General features: G+C 71.8%; 1 protein-coding gene (only partly in view). It reads left to right on the top strand.

All 16,660 nt of this window come from inside a single coding sequence — locus ABH933_RS18345, non-ribosomal peptide synthase/polyketide synthase (protein WP_429455048.1), on the top strand. Of the gene's 51,528 coding nucleotides, 15,487 precede the window and 19,381 follow it; the stretch shown corresponds to coding positions 15,488-32,147, spanning codon 5,163 (partial) through codon 10,716 (partial); the first complete codon in view begins at nt 3. Both the start codon and the stop codon lie outside the window.

The raw sequence follows: 16,660 nt of genomic DNA, 5'->3' as shown, positions 1-16,660 counted from the left end.
TGGGCGCCCTCACCGCGCCCATGGACGCGCAGACCCCGGTCAACGCGGCGCTGGACATCAACGCCATCGTCGCCGACGGCCCGGACGGGCCGGTGCTGAACGCGACCTTTGGATTCCCCTCGGGCCTGCTGACCCGGGACCGGGTGCGCGAGCTCGCCGAGCTGTGGGGGGCCGCGCTGGGTGCGCTGGCAGCCCATGTGCGGCAGCCGAATTCGGGTGGTTACACCCCGTCGGACATGTCGCTGGTGCGCGTCGGCCAGGCCGATATCGAGCGCTGGGAGCGCCGCTACCCGGCGATGACCGAGGTGTGGCCGCTCTCGCCGCTGCAGGCCGGTCTGTTCTTCCACGCGCAGTTCATGCGCGAGGGCACCGACGTGTACACGATCCAGGCCGTCCTGGACCTGAACGGCGAGCTGGATGCCGCGCGCCTGCGCCGCGCCGCGATCGCGATGATCGAGCGGTACCCGAACCTGCGGACCGCGTTCCTCACCGATTCCGCGGGCCAGCCGGTCCAGGTGGTGCTCGACAAGGTCGAGGTGCCGTGGCGCGAGGTGGATCTGCGCACGGCGGCCGATCCCGCCGCCGAGCTGGAGCGGGAGATCGCGGCCGAGCAGGCCGACCGCTTCGATCTGGCCCAGCCTCCGCTGGTGCGCTTCACCGTGTTCCGCACCGGAGAGGACGCCTGGAAGCTCGCGATCACCACCCACCACATCCTGGTGGACGGCTGGTCTACGCCGCTGCTGCTACGAGACCTGCTGGTGCTGTACACGACTCGCGGCGATCAGTCCGTGCTGCCGCGGGTGAGCTCCTACCGCACGGTGCTCGAATGGCTGGGCGGCCGCGATCGCGACGCCTCGCTGCGGGCCTGGGCCACCGCGCTGGAGGGGTTGGACGAGCCCACCCAGCTGGCCCCGTCCGGGGGCGCGCAGGCCGGCGAGATCGGCCGCGTCGTCACCGAGATCGACGCCGAGCGGACCCGCCGGATCACCAACCGCGCCGCCGAGCTGGGTGTCACGATGAACACCCTGTTGCAGGCCGCGTGGGGAATCCTGTTGGGCCGCATGACCGGACGCGACGACGTGGTGTTCGGCACCACGGTGTCCGGACGCCCGGCCGAGCTGCCCGGCGTCGAGTCCATGGTCGGCCTGTTCATCAACACCGTGCCGGTGCGCGTGCACCTGGACGACACGGCGACCGCGGCCGAGCTGCTGACCGGGCTGCAGGGCTCCTGGGCCGATCTGCTCGAGCACCACTACCTGGGCCTGACCGACATCCAGCGGGTGGCCGGCGCCGGTGCGCTGTTCGACAGCATGCTGGTCTTCGAGTCGTATCCGGTCGACAAGGATGCCCTCGCCGCGACGAGCTCGATCGAGGGCATGTCGGTCGGCGGCGCGCAGGTCAACGACAACACCCACTATCCGCTGACCCTGGTCGTGATGGCCGAGTCGACGATCGAGCTGTCGCTGCGCTACCAGAGCGGTAGCTTCGCCGCCGCCGAGATCGAGGCCCTCTCCGCGCGGTTCGTGCGGGTGCTGGATGCGCTGGTCGACGCCCCGCGTCAGCGCGTGGGCGCGATCGACATCATGGTCGACGACGCCGAGCGCGCGGAGCTGCTGGGCCGCACCGGCGGTCCCGCGGTGCCCCCGGTGCTGCTGCCGGAGCTGATGCGGGCCGCCGTCGCGGCCAACCCGGACGGCCAGGCGGTCGTGTTCCGGGATCGCTCCCTGACGTACGCCGAATTGGACTCCGCGGCAGCGCGATTGGCGCGCGTGCTGATCGAGCGCGGCGCCGGTCCCGAGACGATCGTGGCCGTGGCGGTGCCGCGCTCGATCGAATCGGTGCTGGCGATCTGGGCCGTGGCCTACGCGGGCGCGGCCTTCCTGCCGGTGGATCCGGCCTACCCGGCCGACCGCATCGCGCACATGATCTCCGATTCCGGTGCGCGCCTGGGCATTACGGTCTCCGCCGAGGCCGCGGCGCTGCCGCCGGTGGCGGGCGGCGACTGGCTGGTGCTCGACGATTCGTCGGTGGCCGCCGAGATCGCCGCTCAGGCGGGCGATCCGGCCGAGGTGGCCGCGCCGCGGCCCGAGCATGCCGCGTACGTCATCTACACCTCCGGCTCCACCGGTCTGCCCAAGGGCGTGGTGGTCACCCATGCGGGTATCGCCAACTTCACCGCGGAGCAGACCGAACGCTATGGCCTGGACCGCGATACGCGCGCGCTGGCCTTCGCCTCGCCGTCGTTCGACGCCTCGGTGCTCGAGTTGCTGCTGGCCGTGGGTCCGGCCGGTGCGCTCGTCGTGGTGCCGCCGGGCACCTACGGCGGTGCGGAACTGGGTGAGCTGATCGCGCGCGAGGGCGTGACGGTCGGCCTGATCACCCCGTCGGTGCTGGCCTCGCTGGACACCGCGGATCTGGCCGGTATGCGCGTGATCATCGCCGGCGGTGAGGCCGTGTCCGCGGACCTCGTCGCGAAATGGTCCGTGGTGCAAGGGGACAGCTCTGTCCAGCGCCGGTTCTTCAACGCCTACGGCCCGACCGAGGCGACGATCGCGACCAATATCAGCGGTGCGCTGCTGCCGGGCGACCGCATCACCATCGGCGGCCCGGTGCGCGGCATGCGGGCGCTGGTCCTGGACTCGCGACTGCGCCCGGTGCCCGAGGGCGTCGTCGGCGAGCTGTACGTGGGCGGCATCCAGCTGGCCCGCGGCTATCTCGCGCGTGAGGCCCTGACCGCCGAGCGCTTCGTCGCCGATCCGTACGGCGCGCCGGGCGCGCGGCTGTACCGCACCGGCGACGTGGTGCGCTGGTGGCGCGACGGCGCGGGCGAACCCGCGGTGGAATACGTGGGCCGCAACGACTTCCAGGTCAAGATCCGCGGCTTCCGCATCGAGCTCGGCGAGATCGACGCCGCCCTCACCGCACATCCCGACGTCGACTTCGCGGTGACCGTCGGTCACCGGCTGCCGACCGGATCCTCGGTGCTGGCGTCCTACGTGCTTCCGGTCGCCGGTGCGGCGATCGACACCGCCGCGCTGTCCGCGCAGGTCGCCGAGCGGCTGCCGGACTACATGGTGCCCACGACGATCACTGTGCTGCACGAGATTCCGCTGACCCCCGGCGGCAAGCTGGACCGCCGGGCCCTGCCCGCGCCGGATCTGGCCTCGCGCGAGTTCCGCGCCCCGTCCACGCCCTCCGAGGAGCTCGTGGCGGGCATCTTCGCCGAGCTGCTGGGTGCCGAGCGGGTCGGTGCGGACGACGACTTCTTCGCCCTCGGCGGCAACTCGCTGATCGCCACCCAGGTCGTCGCGCGCCTCGGCAGCGCCCTGGACACCGAGGTCGGCGTGCGCGCGCTGTTCGAGCACGGCACGGTCGCCGCGCTGGCGCGGCACGTGGAATCGGCCGCGGGACAGGGCGGTCGCGCGCCGCTGGCGCCGCAGGAGCGCGGCGAGCTGGCTCCGCTCTCGCTGGCCCAGCAGCGGATGTGGTTCCTGAACCGCTTCGACAACCGCACCGCGGTGAACAACATCCCGATCGCCGTCCGGCTGACCGGCGAGCTGGATCTCGCGGCCCTGAACGCGGCCATGGCGGACGTGCTCGCCCGCCACGAGTCGCTGCGCACCGTGTACCCGGAGGTCGACGGTGTCGGCTACCAGCGGGTGCTGCCGGTGGCCGAGGCGATCACCGAGATCTCGCCCGAATCGGTTGCCGCCGAGGAACTTCCGGCCCGGGTGTTCGAGTTGGCGAGCGTGTTCTTCGACGTGACCGCCGAGCCGCCGTTCCGCGCGCACCTGCTGCGGATCGACGAGCACGACCACGTCGTCGTGCTGGTCGTGCACCACATCACCGGTGACGGTTTCTCCATGCGCCCGCTGCTGCGGGACGTCGTGGTGGCCTACACCGAGCGCAGCCGCGGCATCGCGCCGCAGTGGTCCCCGCTGCCGGTGCAGTACGCCGACTACGCGCTCTGGCAGCGCGCGGTGCTCGGCGCCGAGGACGATCCGGAATCGGTTGCCGCACAGCAGATCTCCTACTGGCGCGACCGCCTGGCGGACCTGCCCGAGCAGCTGGAGCTGCCCGCGGACCGGCCGCGGCCCGAGGTCGCGTCCAACCGCGGCGCCACCCACGTGTTCACCGTCGACGCCGAGTTGCGTGCCGCGCTGGAGGAACTGGCGCGCGCCCACAACGCCACGCTGTTCATGGTGGTGCACGCGGCGCTGGCCACCTGGGCCGCGCGGCTGTCCAGCAGCACCGATATCGCCATCGGCGCCCCGATCGCGGGCCGCGGCGAGGCCGCCCTGGACGACCTGGTCGGCATGTTCGTCAACACCCTGGTGCTGCGCACCGAGGTCGCCCCAGCCACCCCGTTCACCGAGCTGCTCGCGCAGTCCCGGCGCACGGATCTGAACGCCTTCGCTCACGCCGACGTGCCCTTCGAGCGGCTGGTCGACATCATCAGCCCGGTGCGCTCCCAGGCGCGCAACCCGCTGTTCCAGCTCGCGCTGAGCTTCGACGCCGCCTCCGCGGCCGATCTGGGCACCGTCTCGCTGCCGGGCCTGGATCTGGACGTGATCGAATTCGACGCGGGCACGGCGAAATTCGATATTCAGCTGTCGGTCGACGTGCCGGCCGCGGCTGCGGCCGGGCTACGCCTGTCCTGGAACTACGCCACAGATCTGTTCGATCCCGAGACCGTGACGGTCTTCACCGAGCGGCTGCTGCGCGTCCTGCGCGGGGTCGCGGGGCAGCCCGAGATCGCCGTCGGTGACATCGATCTGCTCGGCGAGGACGAGCGGCTGGACGTTTCGCAGCGCTGGGTGTCGTCCGGAAACGACGCCGACACCGGCGTTTTCGCGGCGTCCGGTGCCACGCTGTCCGATCTGTTCGACACCGTGGTCGCCGCGCACGGCGACCGGATCGCGGTGAAGTTCGGCGACGACCGGCTCACCTACGCCTCGCTGGATCAGCGGGCGAATCAGCTGGCGCGCAGGCTCATCGATCAGGGTGCCGGACCCGACACGCTGGTCGCGGTGATCCTGCCGCGCTCCGCGGATCTGGTGGTCGCGGCCCTGGCGGTCGTGAAGTCCGGCGCGGGCTACGTGCCGATCGACCCGAGCTACCCGGCCGAGCGCATCGCCTACGTGCTCGAGGATTCCCGCCCGGCGGTGGCGATCGTCGACAGCACTGTCGAGGTGGAATTCGCCGCGCGCGAGGACGGCTCGAAGCTACCGGTGGTCCTGATGGACTACTACGGCATCGACGTGCCCGATCTGCTGGACTCCGGCGAGCATCCGATCACCGACGCGGACCGGCTCGCGCCGCTGCGTCCGTCGAGCATCGCGTACGTCATCTACACCTCCGGCTCCACCGGCCGCCCCAAGGGCGTCGCGGTCGAACACCGGAATGTGCTGCGCCTGTTCGCCAATACCGATCGCGAGTTCGGTTTCGGGCCGCAGGACGTGTGGACGCTGTTCCACTCCTTCGCCTTCGACTTCTCGGTCTGGGAGCTGTGGGGCCCGCTGCTGTTCGGCGGCACGCTGGTCGTGGTGGACTACTACACCTCACGGTCGCCGGAGCAGTTCCTCGAGCTGCTGCGCACCGAGCGGGTGACGGTGCTGAACCAGACGCCGTCGGCGTTCTACCAGCTGGCCGAGGCCGAGCGCGTCGCCGGTGACTCCGCCGGGGACCCGCTGTCGCTGCGCTACGTCGTGTTCGGCGGCGAGGCGCTCGAGCTGCGCCGCCTGGCGGGCTGGGTGGTCCGGCACGGCGATTCCACGCCGCGGCTGGTCAACATGTATGGCATCACCGAGACCACGGTGCACGTGTCGTACCGCGCGCTGGACGCGGCCACCATCGCCGGCGCCGCGGGCAGCGTGATCGGCAGATCCATTGCCGGACTGCGGGTCTACGTCCTGGACGACCGGCTGCGGCCGGTGCCGGTCGGCGTGGCCGGTGAGCTGTACGTCGCCGGATCCCAGCTCTCGCGCGGCTACCTGGGCCGCCCGGACCTGTCCGCGGCGCGGTTCGTGGCGAACCCGCTGGCCGATGCGGACGCGGCCGGTTCCCGGCTGTACCGCTCGGGCGACGTGGCGCGCTGGAACTCCGCCGGTGAGCTGGAGTACCTGGGCCGCGCCGACGATCAGGTCAAGGTGCGCGGCTTCCGCATCGAGCTCGGCGAGATCGAGGCGGCGGTGCTGGCGCAGCCCGGCGTTGTGCAGACCGCGGTGCTCGTGCGCGAGGACCGGCCGGGCGATCAGCGCATCGTCGCGTACGTGGTGGCCGATCCCGAGGCTGCGGCGGTGGATCCGGACGCGGTGCGCCGGGGCGCGGGCGAGCTGCTGCCCTCGTACATGGTTCCCTCGGCAATCGTTGTGCTGGAAGCGATTCCGCTGACCGTCAACGGGAAGCTGGACCGCCGCGCGCTGCCCGCGCCCGACGCCGGTTCGAACGCATACCGCGCGCCCTCGACGCCCGCGGAGGAGACCGTCGCGGCGGTCTTCGCCGAGGTGCTGGAGCTGGAGCGGGTCGGCGCGGACGACGATTTCTTCGCCCTGGGCGGCAACTCGCTGATCGCCACCCGGGTCGCCGCCCGGCTGCGGACCGCGTTCGACGCCGAGATCGGCGTGCGGATGCTGTTCGACGCGCCGACGGTGTCCGGCCTGGCCGCGCTCATCGGCTCGGCGGCCGGTCTCGGTGCGCGCTCGGCGCTCGCGGCGCTCACCGCGCGCACCCGGCCCGAGCGGCCCCCGCTCTCGCCCGCGCAGCAGCGCCTGTGGTTCCTGAACCGCTTCGATGCGACCTCCTCGGCGAACAACATCGCCGCCGGGGTGCAGCTGTCCGGCGAGCTCGATGTCGCGGCGCTGCGCGCCGCGGTCGCGGATGTGATCGCGCGGCACGAGTCGCTGCGCACGATCTACCCCGCCCACGACGGCGTCGGCTATCAGAAGGTGCTGCCCGCCGCGGAGGCGATCCCGTCGTTCGACGTGCTCGACGCACCCGAATCCGATCCGGCGGGAATGATTTCCGTCATCGCGGAATTCGTCGACCGGGGCTTCGACCTCACCACCGAACTGCCCGTGCGGCTGCGCCTGTTCCGCCGCGCCCCCGCCGAGCACGTCGTGGTCGTGGTCACGCATCACATTGCCGCCGACGGCTTCTCGATGGGCCCGCTGGTCCGCGACCTGATGACCGCGTACGTGGCCCGTGCGGCCGCGGCCGCGCCGGAATGGGCGCCGTTGCCGATCCAGTACGTGGATTACGCGCTGTGGCAGCGCGAGACGCTCGGTTCCGAGGACGATCCCGCCTCGCCCGTGGCGCGGGAGCTGGAGTACTGGCGCACCACCCTGGCCGGGCTGCCCGAGGAGCTGCGGCTCTCGGCGCGCCCGCGCCCGGCCGTCGCCTCGAATGCGGCTCGCACGCACCGGTTCTCGATTCCCGCCGAGGTCGTCGACGCGGCCAACGAGGTCGCGCGGGCGAACGGCGCCACGCTGTTCATGGTGCTGCACAGCGCCTTCGCGGTCCTGCTGGCCCGACTGAGCGGCACCGAGGACATCGCGGTCGGCGTGCCGGTCGCGGGCCGCGGCGAGCAGCAGCTCGACGACCTGGTCGGCATGTTCGTCAACACCGTCGTGCTGCGCTCGCAGGTGGCCCCGGACGCGAGCTTCGGCGAGCTGCTCGGCACCGTCCGCGAGGGCGATCTGGCCGCGTTCGCGCACACCGGCGTACCGTTCGAGCGCATCGTCGAGGTCCTGAATCCGGTTCGCTCGCAGGGACGGCACCCGCTGTTCCAGGTGATGCTCTCGTTCCAGAACCAGGATTCCGGGACCTTCGAGCTGCCCGGGCTGTCGGTCTCGGAACTGCGCGTGGACCCGCCCACCCTGCCCTTCGATCTGCAGCTGGTGCTCAGCGAGGGATCCGCGTCGGGTATGACCGCGGAACTCGTCTACGCCTCGAGCATTTTCGATGCCGAGTTCGCCGAGGGCTTCGGCACGCGCTTCGTGCGGGTGCTGCAGGCGGTCGCCGAGCGTCCGGAGACCGCGGTGGGCGACATCGAACTGCTCGAGCCGATCGAGCGGCAGCGCATCCTGCGGCGCTGGAACGCCACCGAGTTCCCGCTGGACGCGGCGCTGACCGCGCCCGACGGCGTTGCCGCCGCGACCCTGGCCTCGCTGTTCGAGGCGCAGGTCGGGCGCACGCCCGACGCGACCGCGATCACGTTCGAGGGGACGAGTCTGTCCTACGAGGGGTTCGCGCGGCGCGCCCGCGGCCTGGCCCGGTGGCTGATCGCCGCCGGTGTCGGCCCGGAATCCTTTGTGGCCCTGGGCATGCGGCGCTCGATCGACCTGGTCGTCGGCATGTACGCGGTGACCATCGCGGGCGGCGCGTACGTGCCGCTGGATCCGGACCATCCGGCCGAGCGCACGCAGTACATCCTCGATACGGCCAAGCCGGTGTGCGTGCTGACCTCCGGCGAGGACCTGAACGTCGACACCGCGGATTCCCGGCAGGTGCGCATCGACGAGCTGGATCTGTCCGGCCTGAGCGACGTGCCGCTGACCGACGCCGACCGCATCCGGCCGCTGCGCCCGGACAACACCGCCTACGTGATCTTCACCTCGGGCTCCACCGGCCGCCCCAAGGGCGTCGCGGTCTCGCACATGTCGATCGTGAACCGGCTGGTGTGGATGCACGCCGAATACGGCCTGGCCGCCGATGATGTGGTGCTGCAGAAGACCCCGTCGACCTTCGACGTGTCGGTGTGGGAGTTCTTCTGGCCCCTGCAGGTCGGCGCGCGCCTGGTGGTCGCGCGGCCCGAGGGGCACCGCGATCCGCGCTACCTGGCGCAGCTGATCGAGGAGGAGGCCATCAGCGCGGCGCACTTCGTGCCGTCGATGCTCTCGGTATTCGTCGGCGAGCTCGAGGATTCGGGCGACGCGGCGGGCTGCGCCAGCCTGCGCAACGTCTTCGCCTCCGGCGAGGCGCTGCCCGCGAACGCGGCGCGACGCCTGCGGGAGCTGACCGGCGCCCGCCTGCACAACCTGTACGGCCCGACCGAGGCCGCGGTCGACGTCACCTTCCACGAGGTGACCGACGCGGATACCGTCACGGTGCCGATCGGCGCACCGGTCTTCAATACCCGTGTCTACGTGCTGGATTCGCGCCTGCGGCCGGTTCCGGTCGGGGTGCCCGGCGAGCTCTATCTGGCCGGTGTGCAGCTGGCGCACGGCTATGTGACCCGGCCCGACCTGACGGCCGACCGGTTCGTGGCGGACCGGTTCGCCGCGGGCGAGCGGATGTACCGCACCGGCGACCTGGTGGCCTGGAATGCCGCCGGCGAGCTGGATTACCTGGGCCGCACCGACTTCCAGGTCAAGCTGCGCGGCCTGCGCATCGAGCTGGGCGAGATCGAGGCCGCGCTCACGGCGCTGGAGCCGATCGCGCAGGCGGTCGTCCTCGCGCGCACCGACGAGCGCACCGGCGATCAGCTGGTCGCCTACGTCGTGCCGGAATCCGGCGCGAGCGTGGACATCGACGCGGTGCGCGGCGAGCTGGGCGCCCGCCTGCCGGGCTACATGGTGCCGGCGGCCTTCGTGGTGCTGGATGCCTTCCCGCTCAACGCATCCGGCAAGCTGGACCGCGGCGCGCTGCCCGATCCGGTGTTCGCCGCCGCCGAATTCCGGGCGCCGAGCACCCGCGTGGAGAAGGTGGTCGCGGGCGTCTTCGCGGGCGTCCTCGGGGTCGAACAGGTCGGCCTGGACGACGACTTCTTCGCCCTGGGCGGCAACTCGCTGATCGCGACCCAGGTGGCCGCCCGGATCGGCGACGCGCTGAACAGCTCGGTGCCGGTGCGTGCCCTGTTCGACGCCCCGACCGCCGGGGCGCTGGCCGAGTGGGTGACCACGCAGGCGCGCGCGGCCCGGGCCCGGCTGCGGCCGCGGTCCACCGATGCCGCGGTGCCGCTGTCCTACGCGCAGCAGCGCATGTGGTTCCTCAACCAGTACGACACGTCGTCCGCGGCATACAACCTGCCGCTGGCGATCCGGCTGTCCGGTGAGCTGGACATCGCCGCGCTCAAGGCGGCCATCTTCGACGTGGTCCGCCGGCACGAGTCGCTGCGCACCCGGTACCCCGAGCGCAACGGCGTCGTCGAGCAGCTCAGCTATCCGGCCGAGCGCATCGCCCTGGACCTGCACGCCTATCCGATCGCCGAGGCCGAGATCCTCACCGCGGCCGCGGAATTCGCCTCCGACGGCTTCGACGTGGCCGAAGAGGTCCCGCTGCGCGCCCGGCTGTTCCAGGTGCAGACCGAGGACGGCTCGGCCGAGCACGTGCTGGTCGTCGTCGTGCATCACATTGCGGCGGACGGCTTCTCGATGGGCCCGCTGGCCCGCGACGTGATGACCGCCTACACCGCGCGCGCGGCGGGCGCCGAGCCCGGCTGGGCGCCGCTGCCGGTGCAGTACGGCGACTTCGCGGTGTGGCAGCGCGAGGTGCTGGGCGCCGAGGACGACCCGCGGTCGCTGCTGGCCGCGCAGGTCGGCTACTGGCGCACCACCCTCGACGGCATCCCGGACGAGCTGGGCCTGCCCACGGACCGCCCGCGGCCCGCGGTCACCTCGCACCAGGGTGCGACGCTGTACACCCCGCTGTCGCCGGAGCTCATCGGCGCGCTGGAAGAGATTGCGCGCCAGCGTGGTTCGTCGCTGTTCATGGTGGTTCACGCCACGCTGGCCATTCTGCTGGCGCGGCTGTCCGGCGGCGCCGACGTCGCCGTGGGCGCCCCGATCGCCGGTCGTGGCGAGGCCGCGCTGGACGATCTGGTCGGCATGTTCGTCAACACCCTGGTGCTGCGCACCGAGGTGTCGGCCGCGGAGTCGTTCGACGCGCTGCTGGAGCGGGTCCGCGAGGGCGACCTGGCCGCCTTCGACAATGCCGATGTGCCGTTCGAGCGGCTGGTCGATCTGCTCGCCCCGGAGCGCTCGCAGGCCCGCAACCCGCTGTTCCAGGTGGCGCTGTCATTCCAGAACATGGAGCGCGCGACGCTGGAGCTGCCGGGCCTGAGCGTGTCGGCGCTGGAGCTCGAGGACAGCACCTCCCGGTTCGATCTGCAGTTCACGCTCTCGGAGAGCCCACCGGCGGAGCCGGGCGGCATGATGCTGGCGCTGACCTACGCGACCGAACTGTTCGACGAGGCCACGGCCGCGTCGATGGTGACCCGCTGGCAGCGGGTGCTCGAGGCGATCGTCGCCGACCCGCGGATCGCGGTCGGGACCATCGACATCCTCGATCCCGCCGAGCGCGCCGGACTGCTGGCCCGCACCGGCGGCCCCGCCGAGCCCGCGCGGACCCTGCCGGAGATGCTGGCCGCCGCGGCTGTGGATCCGGCGGCGACCGCGGTCGTCTACGAGGGCACGAGTCTGTCCTATGCGGACCTCGACGCCCGCTCGAACCGCTTGGCGCGCTTGCTGATCGAGCGCGGCATCGGCGCGGAGGACGTGGTCGCGATCGCGGTGCCGCGGTCGGCCGATTCGTACTTCGCCGAGTGGGCGGTGGCCAAGACCGGTGCGGCGTTCCTGCCGATCGACCCGGCCTATCCGGTCGAGCGCATCGAGCACATGGTCACCGACTCGGGCTCGGTGCTCGGCCTGACCGCCGCGTCCGTGCGCGCGGGTCTGCCGGAATCGGTGGACTGGCTGGTCATCGAGGATCTGGACCTGGACCGCTACCCGGCGGACGAGGTGACCGACGCCGATCGGGTGCGCTCACTGCACCCGCAGCATCCGGCGTATGTCATCTACACCTCCGGTTCGACCGGCGTGCCCAAGGGTGTCGTGGTCACCCACACCGGCCTGGCCAACTTCGCCGCCGAGCAGGTCGAGCGCTTCGGGCTCGACTCCTCCTCGCGCGCACTGCATTTCGCGTCCCCGAGCTTCGACGCCTCGATCCTCGAGTTCATGCTCGCGGTGGGCGCGGGCGCGGCGCTGGTCATCGTCCCGACGGGCGTGTACGGCGGCGCCGAGCTATCCGAGCTGATCCGGGACGCGGGGGTGACCCATGCCTTCGTCACCCCGGCCGCGCTGGCGACCTTCGACCCCAGCGGCCTCGAGGGCCTGCGGGTGCTGATCACCGGCGGTGAGGCCGTCCCGGGCGACCTGGTGAGCAAGTGGGCGGTGCCGCTGCGCGAGGGCGGCCCGATCCGGGCCTTCCATAACGCGTACGGCCCCACCGAATCCACCGTCGCGCCCGCCATGAGCGACGCGCTGCGGCCCGGCGACGTCATCACGATCGGCGGCCCGATCCGCGGCATGCGGGCGCTGGTGCTGGACGATCGCTTGCAACCGGTGCCGGACGGGGTGGCCGGCGAGCTGTACGTCGCCGGTCCGCAGGTGGCGCGCGGCTATCACGCGCGCGCCGCGCTGACCGCCGACCGGTTCGTCGCGGATCCGGTGGTCGCGGGCGAGCGGATGTACCGCACGGGTGACGTGGTCCGGTGGATCCCGCGTGCCGGCGGCGATCCCGTGCTCGAGTACGTGGGCCGCTCCGACTTCCAGGTCAAGGTACGCGGCTTCCGCATCGAGCTGGGCGAGATCGACGCGGCCCTGCTGGCGCACGAGAGCGTCGGCTACGCCGCGACGATCGGTCACCGCACCGAGGCGGGCGCGGTCGTGCTGGTCGCGTATGTGGTTGCGGCGCAGGACGCCTCGATCGACACCGCGGCGCTGAAGGCCCACCTCGAGGAGCGGATCCCGGGGTACATGGTGCCCTCGTCGATCATGGTGCTGGACGCCGTGCCGCTGACCCCCGCCGGCAAGCTGGACCGCCGCGCGCTGCCCGAGCCGGTCTTCGAGGCGCAGGGCCAGTTCCGCGGGCCGCGCAATCCGATGGAGCAGACCATCGCCGAGGTGTTCGGCGAGGTGCTCAACGTCGCCCGGGTCGGCATCGACGACTCGTTCTTCGCGCTCGGCGGCGACAGCATCGTCTCCATCCAGCTGGTGTCCCGGGCCAAGGCGCGGGGCGTGATCTTCAGCCCGCGTGACGTTTTCGAGCATCGCACCGTCGCCGGCCTGGCGAGTGTCGCGGAGACCGGCGCGGCCGCCGACGCGCGCCGCGTGCTGGCCGAACTGCCCGGCGGCGGCGTGGGCGTCATGCCGCTGACGCCGGTGGTGCGGATGATGGTGGAGCGGCCCGGCTCGTTCGGGCGCTTCAATCAGACGATGGCGCTGGAACTTCCGGCCGGCATCGACCGCGAGGGCATCGCGGCGACCGTCGGCGCGGTCGTGGACCGCCACGACATGCTGCGCTCGCGGCTGCGGCGGCACGGCGGCGACTGGATCGCCGAGACCACCGCGCCCGGCACCGTCGACATCGACGCGCTGATCGATCGCGTGGAATTCGGCGAGGCCGACGACCTCGCCGAGATCGCCTCGGCCGCACTGGATTCCGCGCTCGATCGACTGGATCCCGAGACGGGCGTGGTGATTCGCTTCGTCTGGCTCGATCCGGCCACCGCCAGTGGCGAATCCGAGAGCGCGCCGCGTTCCGGGCGCCTGATCGTGGTCGCCCACCACCTGGTCGTCGACGGTGTGTCCTGGCGAATCCTGGTGCCCGACTTCGTCGCGGCCTGGGGACAGCTCTCCGCCGGACAGACCCCGCAGCTGCCGCAGCCCGGCACCAGCATGCGCACCTGGGCCGACGCGCTCGAGCGCACGGCGCTGCAGCGCGGCGACGAACTGCCGCTGTGGCGTTCGATCGTGGAGGGTCCCGACCCGCTGCTGACCGCGCGTGCGCTGGATCCGGCCGTGGAGGTGGCCGGTGTGCTCGAGCGGGCGCACGTCGAGGTGTCCGCCGAGGCCACCCGATCCCTGTTGACCACGGTGCCCGCGGTCTTCCACGGCGGCGTGAACGACGGCCTGCTGACCGCGCTGGTGCTGGCGCTGGCCAAGTGGCGCGCGAGCCGGGACGAGGATTCCGTGCTCATCCGCCTCGAGGGTCACGGGCGCGAGGAGGAGGTGGTCCCGGGCGCGGAGCTCTCGCGCACCGTCGGCTGGTTCACCTCGATCTTCCCGGTCCGGTTCGACCTGTCCGGCATCGACATCGATGCCGCGCTCACCGGCGGCCCGGCCATGGGCCCGGCGGTCAAGGCGATCAAGGAGCAGCTGCTCGCGGTCCCGGACAAGGGCCTGGGCTACGGCATGCTGCGGTACCTGAATCCCGATGCGGCCGAGCACCTTCCGAAGGACCTGCCGGGCCAGGTCAGCTTCAACTACCTGGGCCGGGTCTCCGAGGACGCGGTGCCCGAGCAGCTGCGCGGCTTCGGCTGGATCCCGGCCTCGGACCTCGGCGAGCTGGGCGGCGGCTACGACGCCGACATGCCGCTGAGCGCGGCGCTGGACATCAACGCCATCGTGAACGGCGACACGCTCACCGCCACCATCGGCTACCCGTCGACGCTGCTGGACGCCGAGGCGGTCGGCGAATTCGGCAAGATGTGGGTCGAGGCCGTGGAAGCCGTTGCGCGGCATGCGGAATCGGCCGGGGCCGGCGGGCACACCCCGTCGGACTTCCCGCTGGTGCGCATCGCGCAGCGCGATATCGACGGCTGGGAGCAGCGCTTCCCGGGGCTGCGCGAGGTGTGGCCGCTCTCGCCGCTGCAGGCGGGCCTGCAGTTCCACGCGCAGCTGGCCGCGGCCTCGGTGGACGTCTACACCGCGCAGTCGGTGCTCATCCTGACCGGCCGCGTCGATGCGGACCGGTTGCGTTCGGCCGCACAGGCTCTCGTGGATCGCTATGAGAACGTGCGGACCGCGTTCGTCACCGACGCCGAGGGCAACCCGGTGCAGCTGGTGCTCGACGACGTGCGGGTCTCGTGGTCCGAATACGACCGGCGCGTCACCGGCCAGGCCGAGGACCTGATCGAGGCCGACCGGATGCACCGGTTCGACCTCACCGAGCCGCCGCTGATCCGGTTCACCCTGATCCAGGTCGCGGCCGACCGCTGGCAGCTGGCGGTGTCCAACCACCACATCCTGCTCGACGGCTGGTCGATGCCGCTGTTGATGCGGGATCTGCTGGTGCTCTACGCCACCCGCGCCGATGCCGGCGTGCTGCCGCCCGTGCGGTCCTACCGGCACTTCCTGGAATGGGTGGTGCGACAGGATCATTCGGCCTCGCTGGCGAGCTGGGCCACCGCCCTGCAGGGCGTTTCGGAGCCCACGCTGCTCGCGCGCCCGGACGCCGGTCGCGAGATCACCGCGCTGTCCGGCGAATACGTCTTCGAGCTCGACGAGGCCACCACCGCGCGCCTGGTCGAGGTCGCCGCGACGCTGGGCGTCACCGCGAACACCGTGCTGCAGGCCGCGTGGGGAATCCTGCTGGGCCGCTGGTCCGGACGCGACGACGTGCTGTTCGGCACCACCGTGTCGGGCCGCCCGCCGCAGCTGTCCGGCGTCGAGTCCATGGTCGGCCTGTTCATCAACACCGTGCCGGTGCGGGTCCGCTTCGACGAGTCGGAGCCGGCGCGGAAACTGCTGATGCGCACCCAGGGCGAGCAGGCGGATCTGCTGGACCACCACTACGTGGGCCTCGCGGAGATTCAGGCCGCCGCGGGCATCGGCGGGCTGTTCGACACCCTCGTGGTGTTCGAGTCGTACCCGGTCGATGCCGCGGGCATCGCGGAGCAGGCCGCCGATATCGACGGCATGGCCGTCAGCGGCCTGGACACCACGGACGCGACCCACTACCCGCTGACGCTGATCGCGTCGCTGAACACCCGCCTGCGCATTCGCGCCGGGTACCTGCGCGATCTGTTCGATGAGGAGGCCGTCCGCCGCACCGCCGACCGCCTGGTGCGGGTGCTCACCGCGATCACCGCGAATCCGGATGTGCCGGTGGGCGATATCGAACTGCTCGACCGGAGCGAGCGCGAGCTGATCGTCTCCGACTGGAACGCCACCGAGGCCGACGTCGCGCCCGACGCGACGCTGGTCTCGATGTTCCAGGCGCAGGCCGAGCGCACGCCCGACGCGCCCGCGCTGACGTTCGAGGGGACAACTCTGTCCTACGCCGAGTTCAGCGCCCGCGTGAACACGCTGGCGCGCTGGCTGATCGAGCGCGGCGTCGGCGCCGAATCGCTGGTCGCCCTGGGCATGCGGCGCTCGATCGACCTGGTGGTCGGCATGTACGCGGTATCGGTCGCCGGTGGCGCCTACGTGCCGCTGGATCCCGAACATCCCGCCGAGCGCACCGAGTACATCCTCGCGACAGCGGACCCGGTGTGCGTGCTCACCTCCGGCGAGGATCTGGCGATCGACACCGCCCAGGTGCGCATCGATCTGCTGGACCTGTCCGGCTATGCGATCGACCCGGTGACCGACGAGCAGCGGCGCGCGCCGCTGCGGCCGGCCAACACCGCCTACGTGATCTTCACCTCGGGCTCGACCGGACGGCCGAAGGGCGTCGCGGTGCCGCACGCGGCCATCGTGAACCGCCTGGTGTGGATGCAGGCCGAATACGGTCTCACCGCCGACGACGTGGTGCTGCAGAAGACCCCCGCGACCTTCGACGTGTCGGTGTGGGAGTTCTTCTGGCCCTTGCAGATCGGCGCCCGGCTGGTGCTGGCCGCGCCCGAGGGCCACCGCGACCCGGTCTACCTGGCCGAGCT

The organism is Nocardia sp. GP40 (assembly GCF_050434125.1).
In the GTDB taxonomy this organism is placed as follows: domain Bacteria; phylum Actinomycetota; class Actinomycetes; order Mycobacteriales; family Mycobacteriaceae; genus Nocardia; species Nocardia albiluteola.
This window is presented reverse-complemented; position numbering and strand designations above follow the sequence as displayed.